Source organism: Amycolatopsis sp. NPDC102389 (genome assembly GCF_044765885.1).
Lineage (GTDB): Bacteria > Actinomycetota > Actinomycetes > Mycobacteriales > Pseudonocardiaceae > Amycolatopsis.
Genome location: NZ_JBIWKX010000043.1, coordinates 39,530 through 56,904, shown reverse-complemented (window position 1 = coordinate 56,904; position 17,375 = coordinate 39,530). Strand labels below are relative to the sequence as shown.

General features: G+C 68.1%; 13 protein-coding genes. 5 read left to right on the top strand and 8 right to left on the bottom strand.

All coding sequences use genetic code 11. From position 1 onward, the window contains the following. Positions 1-344: 344 nt before the first annotated feature. Entirely contained in the window at positions 345-4,064 is a 3,720-nt protein-coding gene (locus ACIRGA_RS29740) for a multifunctional oxoglutarate decarboxylase/oxoglutarate dehydrogenase thiamine pyrophosphate-binding subunit/dihydrolipoyllysine-residue succinyltransferase subunit (protein WP_400947020.1), read from the top strand. Between the two features lie 77 nt (positions 4,065-4,141). Here the strand turns inward: ACIRGA_RS29740 and ACIRGA_RS29735 are convergent, their stop codons facing one another. Next, positions 4,142-4,858: a hypothetical protein gene (locus ACIRGA_RS29735; protein ID WP_400947017.1), complete on the bottom strand. Its 717-nt coding sequence runs from the start codon at positions 4,856-4,858 to the stop codon at positions 4,142-4,144. Between the two features lie 132 nt (positions 4,859-4,990). Beyond that, positions 4,991-6,556: a S8 family peptidase gene (locus ACIRGA_RS29730; RefSeq protein WP_400947014.1), complete on the bottom strand. Its 1,566-nt coding sequence runs from the start codon at positions 6,554-6,556 to the stop codon at positions 4,991-4,993. Between the two features lie 393 nt (positions 6,557-6,949). On the opposite strand from ACIRGA_RS29730, the gene ACIRGA_RS29725 reads away from it, so the two are divergent. Next, positions 6,950-7,465: a GNAT family N-acetyltransferase gene (locus ACIRGA_RS29725; protein WP_400947011.1), complete on the top strand. Its 516-nt coding sequence runs from the start codon at positions 6,950-6,952 to the stop codon at positions 7,463-7,465. Positions 7,466-7,540: 75 nt separating this feature from the next. Here ACIRGA_RS29725 and ACIRGA_RS29720 read toward each other — a convergent pair whose 3' ends face one another. Genes ACIRGA_RS29720 through ACIRGA_RS29705 form a run of 4 tightly spaced genes read right to left on the bottom strand, consistent with a single transcriptional unit; the run spans position 7,541 to position 10,894 of the window. Then, a complete protein-coding gene (locus ACIRGA_RS29720; protein ID WP_400947069.1) occupies positions 7,541-8,428 on the bottom strand; it encodes an ABC transporter substrate-binding protein in 888 nt (295 codons plus the stop codon). A gap of 8 nt (positions 8,429-8,436) precedes the next feature. After that, entirely contained in the window at positions 8,437-9,126 is a 690-nt protein-coding gene (locus ACIRGA_RS29715) for an ABC transporter permease (RefSeq protein ID WP_400947008.1), read from the bottom strand. Then, positions 9,123-9,806, bottom strand: a complete 684-nt coding sequence (locus ACIRGA_RS29710; protein WP_400947005.1) for an ABC transporter permease — start codon at positions 9,804-9,806, stop codon at positions 9,123-9,125. The genes ACIRGA_RS29715 and ACIRGA_RS29710 overlap by 4 nt, the downstream gene beginning before the upstream one ends. Then, complete coding sequence (locus tag ACIRGA_RS29705) at positions 9,806-10,894, bottom strand: ABC transporter ATP-binding protein (protein WP_400947002.1); 1,089 nt, start codon at positions 10,892-10,894, stop codon at positions 9,806-9,808. The genes ACIRGA_RS29710 and ACIRGA_RS29705 overlap by 1 nt, the downstream gene beginning before the upstream one ends. Positions 10,895-11,148: 254 nt before the next feature. Here ACIRGA_RS29705 and ACIRGA_RS29700 point away from each other — a divergent pair, with 254 nt between their 5' ends. Next, positions 11,149-12,552 (top strand): bis-aminopropyl spermidine synthase family protein, encoded by a 1,404-nt coding sequence (locus tag ACIRGA_RS29700; protein WP_400947066.1) that lies wholly within the window; start codon positions 11,149-11,151, stop codon positions 12,550-12,552. An 85-nt stretch (positions 12,553-12,637) separates the two neighbouring features. On the opposite strand, the gene ACIRGA_RS29695 is transcribed toward ACIRGA_RS29700, so the two are convergent. Continuing rightward, positions 12,638-13,798, bottom strand: coding sequence for an NADP-dependent malic enzyme (locus tag ACIRGA_RS29695; RefSeq protein WP_400946999.1), 1,161 nt, complete (start codon positions 13,796-13,798; stop codon positions 12,638-12,640). Between the two features lie 397 nt (positions 13,799-14,195). Here ACIRGA_RS29695 and ACIRGA_RS29690 point away from each other — a divergent pair, with 397 nt between their 5' ends. Continuing rightward, positions 14,196-14,801 carry a dTDP-4-dehydrorhamnose 3,5-epimerase family protein gene (locus ACIRGA_RS29690; protein WP_400946996.1) on the top strand — a complete coding sequence of 202 codons (606 nt, stop codon included), beginning with the start codon at positions 14,196-14,198 and terminating at the stop codon, positions 14,799-14,801. 1 nt (position 14,802) lies between these two features. On the opposite strand, the gene ACIRGA_RS29685 is transcribed toward ACIRGA_RS29690, so the two are convergent. After that, positions 14,803-16,410: a GMC oxidoreductase gene (locus ACIRGA_RS29685; protein ID WP_400946993.1), complete on the bottom strand. Its 1,608-nt coding sequence runs from the start codon at positions 16,408-16,410 to the stop codon at positions 14,803-14,805. 167 nt (positions 16,411-16,577) lie between these two features. On the opposite strand from ACIRGA_RS29685, the gene ACIRGA_RS29680 reads away from it, so the two are divergent. After that, positions 16,578-17,249, top strand: a complete 672-nt coding sequence (locus ACIRGA_RS29680; RefSeq protein ID WP_400946990.1) for a hypothetical protein — start codon at positions 16,578-16,580, stop codon at positions 17,247-17,249. Positions 17,250-17,375 lie beyond the last annotated feature (126 nt).

Below are 17,375 nucleotides of genomic sequence, written 5' to 3'. Positions count from 1 at the left end.
GGCCGGCACGACACCGGCCGCATCCTCCACCCAGCGAAGCGCCCCGACGTGAACTCCAGGCTGTCCGGGCACGACGACCCAGCCAACCTTTACCGACGAAACAGTGACCTGACCTGCACGGACGGTGAAAGTGGGAGCAAAGGTCCCTTGCTCCCCCGGACGGCGGCGGGCGAGGGCGGCGAGTGACACATTTTCGATCTCTTGATCGAGACAGTGACCCATCACCTAGTGCGCCACGCCTCACACAGGCCAGTTCCATCACACGGCTGCGACCGAGGGGGTTAGCCTGGTAGGCGCATCAGCGGTGTTCAAGATCTCGAGACGGATAGAGGCGAGTCCAAGCCGTGTCCAGCAGCAGCCCTGCGTCACAATTCGGCCCCAACGAGTGGGTCGTCGAGGAAATGTACGACCAGTTCCTTGCCGACCCCAGCTCAGTCGATGCCGCCTGGCACGACTTCTTCGCGGACTTCAAGCCAACGCAGGACGCGCAGGCCAAGGCCGACGACGCACGTCAGACCCCCGCGGAGACCGCGAAGGACGGCGCGAGCGCCAACGGCCAGGCCGCCACGCCGTCGCCGCAGACGGTCCGCAACGCCGAGTCCACCGCGAAGCAGACAGCCCCCGCGAAGGCGGCCCCCGCCAAGCCGGCCCCGAAGACCACGGCGAAGGCAGCCGCGCCCAAGGCGGCTGAGAAGGCCCCCGCCAAGCCCGCCGAGAAGGACGCCGAGCCGGAGTCGAAGCAGCTCCGCGGCGCCGCGGCGGCGATCGCGAAGAACATGGACGCCTCGCTGTCCGTGCCGACGGCCACGAGTGTGCGCGCCGTCCCGGCGAAGCTGATGGCCGACAACCGCATCGTCATCAACAACCACCTCAAGCGCACGCGCGGCGGCAAGATCTCCTTCACGCACCTCATCGGATACGCGATGGTCCGGGCGCTGAAGAACTTCCCGAACATGAACCGGCACTACCAGCTGATCGACGGGAAGCCGTTCGCGATCACGCCGGAGCACGTGAACTTCGGGCTCGCGATCGACATGAAGGGCAAGGAAGGCTCCCGCACGCTCGTCGTGGCCTCCATCAAGGCCACCGAGAACATGACCTTCATGCAGTTCTGGCAGGCCTACGAGGAGATCGTCAAGAAGGCCCGCAACGGCAAGCTGACCGCCGACGACTTCGCCGGCACCACGATTTCGCTGACCAACCCGGGCGGCATCGGCACGAACCACTCGGTGCCGCGCCTGCAGGCGGGCCAGGGCGCGATCATCGGCGTCGGCGCCATGCAGTACCCGGCGCATTTCGAGGGCACCAGCGAGAAGGCGCTGGTCGACCTCGGCGTCTCGAAGATCATGACGCTGACCTCGACCTACGACCACCGCATCATCCAGGGCGCGGAGTCGGGCGAGTTCCTCAAGCGCATCCACGAGCTGCTGCTCGGCGAGGACGGCTTCTACGACGACGTCTTCACCAGCCTGCGCCTGCCCTACGAGCCGATCCGCTGGGTCGCCGACATCCCGGACGGCCCGGTCGACAAGACCGCGCGCGTCATCGAGCTGATCGACGCCTTCCGCATGCGCGGTCACCTGATGGCCGACACCGACCCGCTGAACTACCGGCAGCGCAGCCACGCCGACCTCGACGTCCTCTCCCACGGCCTGACCCTGTGGGACCTGGACCGCGAGTTCCCGGTCGGCGGCTTCGCCGGTCAGGAGCGGATGAAGCTGCGCGACATCCTCGGCGTGCTGCGCAACTCCTACTGCCGCACCGTCGGCATCGAGTACACGCACATCCTCGACCCCGAGGAGCGCCGCTGGATCCAGGACCGCGTCGAGATCCCGCACGAGAAGCCGGACCCCGCGGTCCAGAAGTACGTGCTCTCGAAGCTGAACGCCGCCGAGGCGTTCGAGACCTTCCTGCAGACCAAGTACGTCGGCCAGAAGCGGTTCTCCCTCGAAGGCGGCGAGACGGCGATCCCGCTGCTCGACACGCTGCTGGACAAGGCCGCCGAGCACGAGCTCGACGAGGTCGTCATCGGCATGCCGCACCGCGGCCGCCTGAACGTGCTCGCGAACATCGTCGGCAAGCCGATCGCGCAGATCTTCCAGGAATTCGAGGGCAACCTCGACCCGGGCCAGGCGCACGGTTCCGGTGACGTGAAGTACCACCTCGGTGCCGAGGGCAAGTACTTCCGCATGTTCGGCGACGGCGAGACCAAGGTGTCGCTGACCGCGAACCCGTCGCACCTGGAGACCGTCGACCCGGTCCTCGAGGGCATCGTCCGCGCGAAGCAGGACATCCTCGACAAGGGCGGCGAGGGCTTCACCGTCCTCCCCGTCCTCATGCACGGCGACGCGGCCTTCGCGGGCCAGGGTGTCGTGGCCGAGACCCTGAACCTGGCGCTGCTGCGCGGTTACCGCACCGGCGGCACCGTGCACGTCATCGTCAACAACCAGGTCGGCTTCACCACCGCGCCCGAGCACTCGCGGTCGAGCCAGTACGCCACCGACGTCGCGAAGATGATCGGCTCGCCGATCTTCCACGTGAACGGCGACGACCCCGAGGCCGCGCACTGGGTGGCCAAGCTGGCCGTCGACTACCGCCAGGCGTTCCACAAGGACGTCGTGATCGACCTGATCTGCTACCGCCGCCGCGGCCACAACGAGGGCGACGACCCTTCGATGACGCAGCCGGCGATGTACGACATCATCGACACGAAGCGGTCGGTCCGGAAGACCTACACCGAATCGCTGATCGGCCGCGGCGACATCTCCGTCGAAGAGGCCGAAGCCGCGTTGCGCGACTTCTCCAGCCAGCTGGAGCACGTGTTCAACGAGGTCCGCGAGCTGGAGAAGCACCCGGCGAAGGCCAGCCCCTCGGTCGAGGAGGAGCAGCAGGTCCCGGCCAAGGTGCCCACGGCGACCACCACCGAGGTCATCGAGCACATCGGCGACGCGTTCCTCAACGTGCCCGAGGGCTTCACCCCGCACCCGCGGGTCAAGCCGGTCATGGAGCGCCGCCACAAGATGTCCCGCGAAGGCGGCATCGACTGGGCGTTCGGTGAGCTGCTCGCCTTCGGTTCGCTGGCCATGGAAGGTCGCCTGGTGCGGCTGTCCGGTCAGGACTCCCGCCGCGGCACCTTCACCCAGCGCCACTCGGTGCTCATCGACCGCAAGACCGGCCAGGAGTACTCGCCGCTGGCCAGCCTGGCCGAGAACCAGGGCCGCGTGATGATCTACGACTCGGCGCTGTCCGAGTACGCGGCGGTCGGCTTCGAGTACGGCTACTCCGTGGCCAACTCCGAAGCGCTGGTGATGTGGGAAGCGCAGTTCGGTGACTTCGTCAACGGCGCGCAGACCGTCATCGACGAGTACATCTCCTCCGGTGAGGCCAAGTGGGGCCAGCTCTCCGACGTCGTGCTGCTGCTGCCGCACGGCCACGAAGGCCAGGGCCCGGACCACACCTCCGGCCGCATCGAGCGCTTCCTCTCGCTGTGCGCGGAAGGCTCGATGACCGTCGCGGTGCCGTCGACCCCGGCGAACTACTTCCACCTGCTCCGCCGTCACGCTCTCGACGGCGTGAACCGGCCGCTGATCACCTTCACCCCGAAGTCGATGCTGCGTAACAAGGCGGCGACCTCGGCGGTCGAGGACTTCACCGGCCAGACGAAGTTCATGTCGGTCATCGACGACGCCGAGGTCGACCCGTCGAAGGTGCGCAAGGTCCTGCTGACGTCGGGCAAGCTGTACTGGGAGCTGGTGGCCGAGCGCACGAAGCGCGGGGCGGACGACGTCGCGATCGTGCGGGTCGAGCAGTACTACCCGCTGCCGAAGAAGAAGCTGCTGGCGGCGCTGGAGCGCTACAACGGCGCTCCCGCGGTCTGGGTCCAGGAGGAGCCGGAGAACCAGGGTGCGTGGCCGTTCTTCGGCCTGAACCTGCCCCGGAAGCTCCCGGAGGTGTTCTCCAACCTGGACGTCGTGTCGCGTCGTCCGATGGCGGCGCCGTCGGCCGGTTCGTCCAAGGTGCACGAGGTCGAGCAGAAGGCGCTGATCGCGCGGGCCTTCGACTGATCGCCTGAGAAGTACGTGAAGGCCCCCTTCATTGCGCTAGACGCAGTGAAGGGGGCCTTCACGTACTTCGGGGGAAGCTAGCCGATCGCTTCGGAGGTCGCCTTGGCCATCTTCAGGGCGTTCTCCTTGCACACCGTCTGGTTGACCGTCCCGGACGGGTCGGGGCCGGTCACGATGATCTCGCCCTCGACGTTGCCCTGATAGAACTTGATCTGGCACTGGCTCGGCGAATCGAGCTTGGTGTGCACGGCTTTCGTGGACTTCGCCATGCCGGCGATGAGCACGCCGCCATCGGTCACGGCGTTTTCGACACTCGCCTTCGCCCAGCTCTCCCCCGCGCCCGAACCCGGCTCCTTCGACTTCGACAGGTACATCGAGACGGTCGCCGAAGGCGCGTTCGGTTCACGCCAGCTGCAGGACGAACGGGTGTAGGTGATCTCGTCGTTCGACGTGCTCGCCGGCTCCTCGCCCTTCGGCGTTTCGAGCGGCGGCAGGTTCCTCACCTTGCTCCCGATCTTCTCGCAGCCGGGCATCGAGGTGTACTTGTCCGGCGGCCCGGTCTTCTTGGACGAGGTCGGCGCCGCGGTCGACGAACCGGAGTCGTCGGAAAGCAGCAGGAAGGCCGCGACCCCGCCACCGCCGAGCAGTACCACCGCGCCGACGACGAGACCGACGACGAGACCGGTGTTCGACTTCTTGGGCGGCGGGCCGTATCCGGGCTGCGGGTACCCGGGGTATCCCTGCGGTGGATAAGGCTGCTGAGGTCCCTGCTGATAGGGCGGTCCGGGCTGCATGCGGAGAGGTTAGGGCCTCGCGACGGTCCTTAGTGGACGAACGCCGCAACTGGGCGCCGGATCACTCTCCTGACACGGGAAGGCCCCCTTCCCAGCAGGAGGAAGGGGGCCTTCACGTACTCCAGGGGTGGATCAGACGGTCAACGACCAGCTGTTGAGCGAGCCGGTGTCGATCCGGTAGACGTCCTGCACCTTCAGCTTCCACGCGCCGTTCGCGGCCTCGGCCGAGGCGTTGACGGTGTAGGTGGTGTTGATGTTGTCGGACGAGTCGCCGCTCGAACCCTTCAGGCGGTACGAGGTGCCATCGGGCGCGACCAGGTCGATGACCAGGTCACCGACGTAGGTGTGCGTGATGTTCACCGCGACCTTGGTGGTGCCCGAAGCGTTGCGGGCGCAGTTGGCGACCGTGATCGTGCTGGTCACCGCGGCACCGGCGTCGGGGATGGCGACGACGCCGCTGTTGGTCTGCGTGCCGCACGGGGTCGGCTCGGGGCCGGGGCCACCGCCGCTGCCGGTGTAGAGCAGCACGTTCGGCGAACCTGTGCCGGCGTCGGTCACCTTGCCCTTGGTGCCGGCGTTGACCAGCGCGTCACGGACCTGAGCGGGCGTGGCCGACGGGTTGGCGGAGGCGTAGAGAGCTGCCGCGCCGACGACGTGCGGGGTCGCCATCGAGGTACCGCTGATGGTGTTGGTGCCGTTGTTCAGCCAGGTCGACGTGATGCCGCTGCCCGGCGCGAAGATGTCGAGGCAGGTGCCGATGTTGGAGAAGCTCGACCGGGCGTCGGTGTTGGTCGTCGAACCGACCGTGATCGCTTCCGGCGTACGGGCGGGCGACGTGTTGCAGGCGTTGGCGCCGCTGTCGTTACCGGCCGCGACACCGTAGGTGACACCCGACGCGATCGACCGCTGGACGGCCTGGTCGAGGGTCGTCGAAGCGCCACCACCGAGGCTCATGTTCGCGACGGCGGGCTTGACGGCGTTGGCGGTCACCCAGTCGATACCGGCGATGACACCGGCGGTCGTCCCGGAACCGGAGCAGTTCAGCACGCGGACGGCGACGAGCTTGACGCCCTTGGCCAGACCGTGCGCGGTACCGCCGATGGTGCCGGCGACGTGGGTGCCGTGGCCGTTGCAGTCCGTGGCGTCGTTGTCGTTGTCGACGGTGTCACGGCCGTGGGTCGCGCGCCCGCCGAAGTCGGGGTGCGTGGTGAGGATGCCGGTGTCGACGACGTACGCGGTGACGTTCGACGCCGTGGTGCTGTAGCTGTACTTCTGGTCCAGCGGAAGGCTTTGCTGGTCGACCCGGTCCTGGCCCCACGACGGCGGGTTCAGCTGGTCCGTCGAGGCCGAGACGGTCTGGTTCTGCTCCACGTAGGCGACAGCGGGGTCGGCGGCGACGCGCTTCGCCTGCTTTTCGGTCAGCGCGCCGGAGAAGCCGCGGACCGAAGACGCGAAGGTCTTCTCGACCGTGCCGCCGTGGCGCTGGGTCACGCTCTTCGCGGTGGCTTCGACCGACGAGCCGTCCTTCAGCACGACGATGTAGCTGTCCTTGATCGCCTTGGCGCTGCCGGCGTTGACGATCGAACCTTCCGCCGCCGACGCGACGGTGGTGCCGCCCACCGCCGTCAGCACGGCGACGGCCGCGGCCACACCGAAGGCTGGCAGTCGTCTCTTCAAGGTTCCCAGGGAATTGCTCAAGATATTCCTCCCAGGCAGGGTCGACCCACGGGCATGACGAGGCCCGCCGGATCGTTGGGGTGAATCTGAGGTGAACCGCGTTCCACTTAGGAGCGCAGGCTGAGACTAAGTCGCGTTTTCACCCCAAGGAAGACCTTGCATTACCGACATCCCGGTAGTATTGGGCGCCGCGTCGACGCAGCTCGGGCACCGTTCAGCCCCCGCCTTTAGTCGCGTTTTGCGCCCGTACGGCCCACGAAGAATTGGGGATCCGCACATCTGGTGGTCGTTTTCCCGCCCTCTCGACGTTTCACCCTCGTCGAAGTACACACGGATGGCCGCCTACTAAAGTCGCGACGTCGGCGGGCGGAAAACGATTTCCATCCTACCTTCGGAGGGAGCACACTCGGCCGCATGCTGCTCCGACAAGAAGATCCGGCCGACCGCGAGGCGATCCACGCCGTGCATCTGGCCGCGTTCGCGAAACTCAGTGTCCCGGTGGTCGAGGCGAAACTCGTCGATGAACTACGGGAGGACGGCGACCTGATCGGCGCACTGTCCATCGTGGCCGAACGCGACGGAAAGGTCGTCGGGCACGTCTGCTGCAGCCCGTCCCGGCTCGGCGCCGACGAGAAGTCGACGGTCGGTCTCGGCCCGCTCGGTGTCCTGCCCGAGTATCACGCCTCCGGCATCGGCTCCGCGCTCGTGCACGCCGTGCTCGGCGCGGCGGACGCGCTCGGCTACGGCGCGGTGGTCCTGCTGGGCGACCCGAACTACTACTCCCGCTTCGGTTTCGTGCTCGCCGCACAGCACGGGATCACGCCGCCGGTCGCGGAATGGGCGCCGCACTTCCAGGTCCGCACCCTCCGCGCGTACACGCCCGAGCTCCAGGGCGAGTTCCGCTACTCACCCGCCTTCGACCGCCTCTGACCCTTCCCCGTTTCGTCCTCTGAATGCGGTAGTTGCACGCGCAAGGACCGCATTCAGAGGACGAAACGCGTGGGATCAGGCGGGCGCGAGGAGGCCGTTCCGCCGCAGGAACTCCTCGGCGACGTCGAGCGGGTTGCGCTTCTCCTCGCTGAACTGGACGTTCAACTCGGTCAACTGGTCGGTCGTGAGCGCCGCCGAAACCCGGTTCAGCGCGTCGACCTCCTTCGGTGACAACGTCCCCTTCGCCACGAACGGCACGATGTTCTGCGCGGGGAACATGTTCTTGTCGTCCACCAGCGGCACGAACCCGTTGGCGGCGATCGACGACGACGTGCTGAACAGATCGGCGACCTGGATGTCACCGGATTTCAGCGCGGCGACCGTGACCGGGCCGCCGGTGTCGGTCGTGCGGATCTCGGCGAACTCGCAGCCGTAGAGCGTCTTGATCTTGTCCTTCCAGCGGCTGCTCCACTGCCCGGGGCCGCCGAACACGAGTTCCTTGCACCGCTTGCCGAGATCGGAGAAGGTCCGGATCCCGGAATCGGCGAGTTCCTTGCGCACCACCAGCAGGTCCTTGTCCTCGGCGGGCGCCTGTTCGAGGACCTCGAACCCGGACGGCAGCTTCTTCTTCAGCTGCGCGTAAACGTCCTGCGGCGTGGTCGCCTGCGTGTCCTTGTCGAAGTAGCGCAACAGGTTCCCGCTGTAGTCCGGCACCACCGAAAGCGATTTGTCCTGCAGTGCCTTGACGACGACCTCGCGGCTGCCGACCGGCGGGCGCACGGTCACGTTCTCCGCGCCCGCGTTGCGCAGCGCGCCCGCGTAGATCTGGGCCAGCAGAAGGCTTTCCCCGACGTCGGACGCGCCGATGATGATGTCCCCGGTCGCACCGCCCTCGGCTCCGCCGGCGAGCGGGTTGCCACAGCTCGCTGTCAGCAAAGCGATCCCGGCGAACAGCGCCATCATCCTGCGCCTCATACACTTGCCTTCTTCCCGCTCGCGGCCTGCGCCAGCCGAACTCCCTTGGGCACCAGCAACCGCTGGACGCCCGCCAGCGCCAGATCCAGCACGACGGCGAGCAACGTCGTCAGGAGCGCGCCCGCGACGACCTGCGGATAGTCCAAAATGGCCAGTCCGTCGAGCAGGAAGCGGCCGAGGCCGCCGAGCCCGACGTACGCGGCCACGGCGGCCGTCGCCACCAGTTGCAGCACCGAATTCCGCACCCCGCCGAGCACCAGCGGGAGCGAGATGGGCACTTCCACCTTCCACAACCGTTGCCAGCCGGTCATTCCGATGCCCTGTGCCGCGTCGACCACGCCGTGGTCGGTCGCCTGCAGGCCCGCGTACGTCCCGGCGAGGATCGGCGGGATCGCGAGCACCACGAGACCGATGATCGTCGAGAGTTCGCTTTCAGTGAAGAGCAGGAACAGGAAGGTCACCAGCCCCAGCGTCGGCAGGGCGCGGATCGCGTTGCCGCCGCTCACCAGCAGCACCGCGCCGCGACCGGTGTGCCCGACGTAGAGGCCGAGCGGGATCGCGATGATCAGCGCGAAGACCAGCGCCAGCGCGGTGTAGCCGAGATGCTGCAGCAGCCGGGCCGGGACGCCGTCCGGGCCCTGCCAGTGGGCCGGGTCGCCGAACCAGTTCAGGACGTCGCCGATCATTTCGCCCCCGCCGTGGTCGCCACCCGGTCCCAAGGTGTGAGGGAATTGCGGACCTGGACCAGAATCAGGTCCACGATCAGCGCGAGCAGCAGCGTCGCGACGATCCCGACGACGATCGGCGAGAAGTACTCGCGCTGGAAGCCGTCGGTGAACAGCACGCCGAGCCCGCCGGTGCCGATCAGCGCGCCGACACTGACCAGGCTGATGTTGCTGACCGAGGCCACCCGGACGCCCGCCGCGAGCACGGGTACGGAAAGCGGCAGCTCCACGGTGAGGAAACGGCGCGCGGGTTTGTAGCCGATCGCCGTGGCCGCGGCGACGACGTGCGGCGGGACGGCGTCGAGCGCGTCCAGCACCGGGCGCACCAGCAGGGCGGCGGTGTAGACGGTGAGCGCCACGATGACGTTGACGCTGTCGAGGATCTTGGAGCCGATGATGCCCGGGATCACCACGAACAAGGCGAGCGACGGGATCGTGTACAGCAGGTTCGACACCACCAGCAGCACCGACCGCACCGCGGCGAACCGGTGGCCGAGCCAGCCCGCCAGCACCGCGATCAGCAGGCCCAGCACCAGCGGGACCAGTGAGAGGTAGATGTGGTCGAGCAGGTCGCCGAAGAACTGCGACCGGTTGTTGGCGCTGCTCAGATAGCGGCCGAGCTCCGCGAAGAAGTCCCCCATCAGGAACTCAGCGACGGCGCTTCGATCACCTCGAGGACTTGCCGGGCTCTGACCACGCCGACGACCTTCTGCTCTGCGTCGACCACGACACCGAGACTCGCGGGTGACGAAAGCGCCGCGTCGAGTGCGCCCCGGATCGGCGAACCCTGGAGGTACAGCGACCCACCGGCGACGAGATCGGTCTCCGCGAGCTCTCCGTCCACAGTGGACCCCGGACGCAGCCAGCCGCGCGGCTGCCCTTCGGCGTTGACCGCGACCCGCCAGTCTTCGGACGGGCCCGGGGCGGGCTTGCCGACCTCGACCCGCTCGACCTCTTCGACGACGATCCCTTCCGCCGACAGGAAGGAAAGCCCGCGGTAGCCGCGGTCCTTGCCCACGAACGACGCCACGAAGTCGTCGACGGGATGACGCAACACCTCCGAGGGCGTGCCGTACTGCGCGAGTACCCCGCCGACGCGGAGCACCGCGATCTTGTCGCCGAGCCGCACGGCCTCGTCGATGTCGTGGGTGACGAACACGATCGTCTTGCCCAGCTGCGACTGCAGGCGCAGCAGTTCGTCCTGCAGTTCCTCGCGGACGATCGGGTCGACGGCGGAGAACGGCTCGTCCATCAGCAGCACCGGTGAATCCGCCGCGAGCGCCCGCGCGACGCCGACGCGCTGCTGCTGGCCGCCGGAAAGCTGGGCGGGGTATCGCTTCCCGAGTTCGGCGGGCAGGCCGACGGTCTCGAGCAGCTCGGCCGCGCGCTTGCGCGCCTTGCCCTTGTCCCAGCCGGACAGCAGCGGCACGGTGGCGACGTTGTCCAGAACTGTCCTGTGTGGAAAGAGGCCGGCGTGCTGGATGACGTAACCGATGCCGCGGCGCAGCAACGCCGGGTCGCCGTCGCTGACGTCCTTGCCGTCGAGCAGTACCGTGCCCGAGGTCGGCTCCACCATCCGGTTGATCATCCGCAGCGACGTGGTCTTGCCGCAGCCGGACGGCCCGACGAAGACGGTGATGGTGCCGTCCTCCACGGTGAGGTTCAGGTCGTCGACCGCGACCGTCCCGTCCGGATACCGCTTGGTCACGCCACGGAACTCGATAGTCACGTGTCTCTCCCCATGTCTGGTCGAAAAACCGTAGCCCAGATCCTGCCTGTTGGCACGGTGTCTCAGGGATCGGGTCATCGGCCGTGTCCTGTGCGGCACGCTCGATGGGCTCCGTGATCCAGGTGGTTCCTGGCGGTGCGGGCGGTTCGGCCTCGTACCGGGTCGTACTCGGCCGGGCCGCCCGTGCCGCCAGGGGCCGCCTGGGCGCGGAGACCGCGAGCGTGCCGCACGGGACACGGCCTAGGCTGCAGGCCGTGAGTCTTTCCGTCGATGACGTCCTCGCGGCGCACGGTGTCCACGTGCGACCGCTCCATCAGGTGATTTCCCTGCTCCGGACGGATTGGCGTGACCTCGGCGAACTGGTCCGCGTCAGCACCGCGCCACGCCGGAGTGTCGAAGACGTCCTGAACGCGCTCGGCGACGACTTGGAGCGGAACGAGTCCCGCTTCCGGCTTGCCCCCGCCACCCGGGAGAAGTACGCGCGCTTCGGAGCACGGGACCGGAAATCCGATCCCGACCTGCTGAAGACCATCACCAGCTACGTCGAGAACGTGCCCGCGCCGCTCGCCGCGCTCGATCACGTGCAGGCGACGCCGGAAACCGTGCTGAACCGGGCGCTGTGGCTGGACGAGCACTACGACCTCGACACGGCGAAGCTGCTTTTCCTCGGCGACCACGACCTGACGTCGCTGGCCGTCCGCGCGCTGCGGCCGGACGCGGACCTCACCGTCGTCGATCTCGACGACCGTGTGCTGGCCTACATCGACGAACTCAGCGAGCGGTCCATCCGCACGCTGCACACGGATCTGCGCGTCGGACTGCCGCCCTCGGTAGCCGGGCGGATGGACCTCGTGTTCAGTGATCCGCCTTACACCCCCGAGGGAATGGGCCTGTTCGCGGCACGCGGGGTCCAAGCGCTCGCCGAACCCTCGGATGGGCGGCTGCTGCTCGCCTACGGCTACAGCCCCCGGCATCCCGCGCTGGGTGCGCAGGTGCAGCGGGCGCTCGCGACGCTCGGGCTGACCTTCGAAGCGATCCTGCCGGGCTTCAACCGGTACTTCGGCGCGCAGGCGATCGGGAGCGCGGCGGATCTCTATGTCTGCCAGCCGACCGCGAAGTCGAAGAAGAACCGTGGCGGCAAGGGGAAGGCCGCGATCTACACGCACGGCCCGCAGTCGGTGGAGTCCGCCGGCGCGGCCAAGCCGTCGCTGCTGGACAAGCTGCACGAGATCGCCACCGAAGGCGGGCTGGCGCTGGAGTCACGGCCGGTCGACTGGTCCGTTTCCGGGCCGGAAGGCGACGCGGTCGCGATGGACCTCTCGGCCGACCCCGGTCCGTGGCTGCTGCGGACCCTGCTGGGCACCAACGCGCGACGGCTGGCGCTGCTGGTCCCGAACTCGCATCCCGACCTGACGAACGCCGAGGCGCAGGCCGCGCTCAACCGGCTGGTCGGGGCGAAGTACAAGCTGCGGCTGCTGCGGAGCACCCCGGACAACCGGCACGCGATCGTCGTCGCGGACGCCGTGGAGCACCAGGAGGAACTGCTGACCAGGGCGCACGCGCGGCTGGCGAACGTCTCGCTGGACGTGCCGTCGGACCTCACGGACGCGCGGCTGATCGACCTGCCGCGGCACCGGCTGGCGGAACTACTCGCCTGAGAGTGGCTGAAGGGGACTTTCCCCGCATGTGATGCGGGGAAAGTCCCCTTCGCCTCGTCTTATGCGGGAAAGTCCCCTTCAGCCTTTAGACCACGCCGTCGGCCTCGGCGGCCTTCGCGACCGCGGCGGCCACCTCGGGCGCCACGCGCGGGTCCAGCGGGCTCGGGACGATGCGGTCCGGGCCGAGGTCGTCCTGCGCGACGGCGAAGATCGCTTCGGCCGCCGCCAGCTTCATGTTCTCCGTGATCGCCCGCGCGCCGGAGTCCAGCGCGCCGCGGAAGACGCCGGGGAACGCCAGCACGTTGTTGATCTGGTTCGGGAAGTCGCTGCGCCCGGTCGCCACGATCTTGGCGTACCGCGACGCCGCGGCCGGGTGGACCTCCGGGTCCGGGTTGGACAGCGCGAACACGATCGCGTCGTCGGCCATCCCGGCCAGCAGGGTCTCGTCGATGGTCGCCCCGGACAGGCCGAGGAAGACGTCGGCACCCCGCAGCGCCTCGCCGAGGCCACCGCGCAGACCGGCCGAGTTCGTGGTCTCGGCGAGCTTCTGCTTGATGGGGTTCAGGCCCTCGCGACCTTCGTGGATGATGCCGCGCGAGTCGAGCACGGTGACGTCCGCGACACCGGCGTTCTGCAGGATCCTGGCGCAGGCCACACCCGCCGCGCCCGCTCCCGAGACGACCACGCGCTGGCCGGAGATGTCCTTGCCGAGGACCTGGTTCGCCCCGCGCAGCGCGGCCAGCGTGACGATCGCCGTCCCGTGCTGGTCGTCGTGCATGACCGGGCAGTCGAGGGCCTCCTTGAGGCGGTCCTCCAGCTCGAAGCAGCGCGGCGCCGAGATGTCCTCCAGGTTCACCGCGCCGAACGACGGGCGCAGCCGGACCAGGGTCTCGATGATCTCGTCGACGTCGGTGGTGTCGAGCACCAGCGGGATCGAGTCGAGCCCGCCGAAGGTCTTGAACAGGACCGACTTGCCCTCCATGACCGGCAGCGAAGCGCTCGCGCCGATGTCACCGAGGCCGAGCACCGCCGTACCGTCGCTGACCACCACGACCAGCCTGTCCGCCCACGTGTACCGCTTCGCCTTGGCCGCGTCCTCGGCGATCGCCCGGCTCACCTTCGCCACCCCAGGCGTGTACGCGACCGAAAGGTCACGGGGCGAGGAGATCGGTCGCGTGGCGGCCACGGAGAGCTTGCCGCCCTCGTGCCCCTCGAAGATCTCGGTGTCCGTCACTGGCGTGGTCATCGTGGTGGTTCCCGTCATTGCTTCCGCCGTGTCTAAGGACGGCGAAGTCTCGATTCGAGCGAAGGTCATTGGAATTCTCCTGGGACTGCGAGCGGGGGAACTGGCCGGTGAGCAGGCCAAAGATTGGGCATGGCCCGGCCACCTGGGGTAACTCGTCCTCCGACACGGCAGCCCAGCGCGGTAGCGCCGGCCTGTCGGCGAAGCGTCCAATCGGCCATCGGTGCCGTGGGTGTGGCGACGGCCGCGGACGCAGCGGTCAGATCATTGTGACAGGCATGCGGACCAGTGTGCCCCTCTGGTGCGGTTGATGTCACAAACCGGCGCGGATTCCCGCAGCTCAAAGGAGGTTTCGCAAGACGTCCGTCCGGCTTGGGAAGGGCTCGTTAGCATTGAGGTCATGCAAGCCAGGCGCCTCAGCATCCCCGACTGTTTCGAGTTCACCCCGCGGGTTTTCCCCGATCACCGCGGCTTGTTCGTGGCGCCGTTCCAGGAAGAAGCGTTCGTCGAAGCGGTCGGGCACCGGCTTCGCCTCGGGCAGACCAACACCAGCGTCTCGCGCCGCGGGTCGATCCGCGGCGTGCACTTCGCGGACACCCCGCCCGGGCAGGCGAAATACGTGTACTGCCCGAGCGGTTCGCTGCTGGACGTCATCGTGGACCTCCGGGTCGGCTCGCCCACGTTCGGTGAATGGACGTCCGTTCTGCTCGACAGCACCGAGTACAAAGCGGTCTACATCGCCGAAGGCCTGGGCCACGCCTTCATGGCGCTCGAAGACGAAACGGTCATGGCGTACCTCTGCTCCGAGCCGTACAACCCGGCGGGCGAGCACGGCGTCAACCCGATGGACGCCGATCTCGCGCTGCCCTGGCCGCAGGACATCGAACCCGTCGTGTCCGAAAAGGACACTGCGGCGCCCTACCTGAAAGAGGCCTTGGAGCAGGGCTCGCTGCCGCGGTACGACGACTGTGTGGCGTACTACGAGGCGTTGCGGGCCGCGAACTGAACTAGCGCGCCACGTCCTCGGCCAGCACCCGTTCCACGTTCCGTTCCGCCAGCGCGGTGATCGTGACGAAGGGATTGACCCCGGTGCTGCCCGGGATCAGCGAGCCGTCGGTCACGTAGAGGTTCGGGTAGCCCTTCACCCGGCCGTACAGGTCGGTGGCCTCACCGAGCACCAATCCCCCCAGCGGGTGGTAGGTGAACCGGTTCTCGAACGACCGCGTATCCCCGAACAGGTCACTGCGGTAGATCGTGCGATTCGCCCGGTTGACCTTGTCGAACAACGCTTTCGCCGCGTCGATCGACGCCTGTCCCTGCGAAGCGCGCCAGTGGAGCCGCGCGGAGTCACTCGCGGCGTCGTAGGTGAAGTGGCCGCGCTCGGGGTTCTTCGTGATCGCCAGATACAGGCTCAGCCAGGTCTCGACCCCGGCGGGCACCGGCGCGACCTCGGCGAAGACCGGATTCACCGGGTCGTCCCACGCGTCGATGCCGAGCGCGGGCATCCCCGACTGCAGCGATCCGCCGACATCCCACACGTGGTTGGCACGGCCCAGCATCACGTTGCCGTTGGTGCCCCAGCCGCGCCCGACCTCGTCGTTCAGTTCAGGCAGGGTCCCGGTTTCCCTGGCCCGCACGAGCAATTCCGTCGAACCGAGACTGCCGGCCCCGAGGAACAGGTACTTCGCGCCGAGTTGCTTCCTTGCCACGATCGCGCCGTCCTCGGCGGTTTCATGCACGGTGAGAACGTAGGTGCCATCGCTCTGCCGGGTGATGCCCCGGACCTGGTGCAGCGTCTTGATGGTCACCTTCCCGGTGCCCAGCGCGGCCGCGAGATAGGTCTTGTCGAGTGATCGCTTGCCGTGGTTGTTGCCGTAGATGACCTCGGACGCGAGCGCCGACTTCGGCACCGTGCCCGCTTCTTCCCGCTTCATGTACTCGAAGTCGTAAACGCTGGGCACGAACACCGTCTTGAGTCCCGCGCGCGTCGCGGCCTTCCGGGACACCCGCGCGTAGCGATAGGAACGGCAGGTTTCGAACCACTGCTGGTCGATGTGGTTCACGCCGAGGGCCTGGTTGGCCCGGGGAAAGTACGTCCCGTACATCTCGTCCGCGTCGACCCCGGGCAGGATCTCTTCGAAGTACGAACGCTTCGGTGTCACGGCCATCGCGCCGTTGACCAGCGAACCGCCGCCGACGCCCCGGCCGACGTAGACGGACATGTCGCCGTGATTCACCCTGTCGAGGACACCGGGGTACCGCCCGATGTCCCGGTTCGCCAGGTCCATCCAGAGAAACGACGCGAGCGGGGCCTGCGTGCGGTTCTTGAACCACGCGGCCCGCCGGTCCGGCCGGAGCATGTCGCAGAAGACCTTGCCGTCCGGTCCGGGGTCGGCCCACAGTTTGCCCATTTCGAGCATGACCGTGGGAATCCCGGCTTCGCCGAGGCGGAGCGCGGTGACCGCGGCGCCATAGCCGGTGCCGATGACCACGGCCGTCGAGAAGCCGGAAGACGCTTCTTCGGCCTGTGCGGTGGAAATCGTGGTGAGCCCGAGAGCCGCGGCGGAGTTGAGCGCGGTGTACCCGAGGAACTTGCGGCGCGACAGTGGGGACATGGGCCGATGATCGCCCGCCGTCCGAGCCACCTTCAAGGGCGAATCCGAAGCGGATTCGCGTCAGCTGGGTAAACACCGTTTATTTTCACTCGAACGTGGCGATTCAGGGGTCCCCTGGGTGGCTTCCCCGATGTGACTCGGAGCGGTGCGGACCACTCTTTCGAGTCATGAGACGTCTTCTCGCCGCGACCGCGGCCGCACTGTCCGCAGCCGCCCTCTTCGCCTTCCCCGGCCACGCCTCCGCGGCGGAACTGCCCGACTTCGACTTCTCCGCCTGCCCCGCTCCGCCGGCCAACGCCGACCCCGGCACCTGGCGATGCGAAGCCTTTGTCTCCCAAGGAGTCCTGACCGTCGGCGGCCGAGAGATCCCGCTCGGGGAGATGCGGCTGACGTTCTCCGAAGGCGAAGTGGACGGGAAATACGCGCAGGTGTTCGGCGAACTGCGGCACGCTCCGGCCCGGGTCCGCGGCACTTTCGGCGCGAGCCTGCAGCTGAAGTACGGCGGCTACTCGGACTTCCAGTCGAACGACGAACGCCGCGGCGAACTGGACCTCTACGCCGCCGTGCGGCACCCCTTGCTGCCCAAGGAATGCACGATCGGCACCCTCGACGCGCCGCTTCACTCGGTGGTCAAGGACGATCCCGCGGTACCCCTCGAGGTGATCTCACAGAACCCGAAGACGGTGAAGTTCGGCGTCGTCGACACGCAACTCGCCTTGCCGGGCACGACCGGCTGCGGCCCGCTGACGCGAGTCGCCGACGAACTGCTCGGACTGCCGTCACCGAGCGGGAAGAACACCTTCAAGCAGGTGACCTACGTCCAGTTCAAACCGCTCTAGCGGGCACTTCGGGTCGTGGGGGGGGGGGGGGGGGGGGTTGCGCCAACCCCCCCCCCCCCCCCCGCGGGGGGGGGGGGGGGGGGGGGGGGCGGGGGGGCCCCCCCCCCGCGGGCAGAGAGAAAAAAA

Bases quoted from the DNA above. Each gene is read 5' to 3' on its own strand.
- ACIRGA_RS29735 (WP_400947017.1), bottom strand. From the start codon at position 4,858: ATGCAGCCCGGACCGCCCTATCAGCAGGGACCTCAGCAGCCTTATCCA.
- ACIRGA_RS29725 (WP_400947011.1), top strand. From the start codon at position 6,950: ATGCTGCTCCGACAAGAAGATCCGGCCGACCGCGAGGCGATCCACGCC.
- ACIRGA_RS29720 (WP_400947069.1), bottom strand. From the start codon at position 8,428: ATGATGGCGCTGTTCGCCGGGATCGCTTTGCTGACAGCGAGCTGTGGC.
- ACIRGA_RS29715 (WP_400947008.1), bottom strand. From the start codon at position 9,126: ATGATCGGCGACGTCCTGAACTGGTTCGGCGACCCGGCCCACTGGCAG.
- ACIRGA_RS29710 (WP_400947005.1), bottom strand. From the start codon at position 9,806: ATGGGGGACTTCTTCGCGGAGCTCGGCCGCTATCTGAGCAGCGCCAAC.
- ACIRGA_RS29695 (WP_400946999.1), bottom strand. From the start codon at position 13,798: ATGACCACGCCAGTGACGGACACCGAGATCTTCGAGGGGCACGAGGGC.
- ACIRGA_RS29690 (WP_400946996.1), top strand. From the start codon at position 14,196: ATGCAAGCCAGGCGCCTCAGCATCCCCGACTGTTTCGAGTTCACCCCG.
- ACIRGA_RS29685 (WP_400946993.1), bottom strand. From the start codon at position 16,410: ATGTCCCCACTGTCGCGCCGCAAGTTCCTCGGGTACACCGCGCTCAAC.
- ACIRGA_RS29680 (WP_400946990.1), top strand. From the start codon at position 16,578: ATGAGACGTCTTCTCGCCGCGACCGCGGCCGCACTGTCCGCAGCCGCC.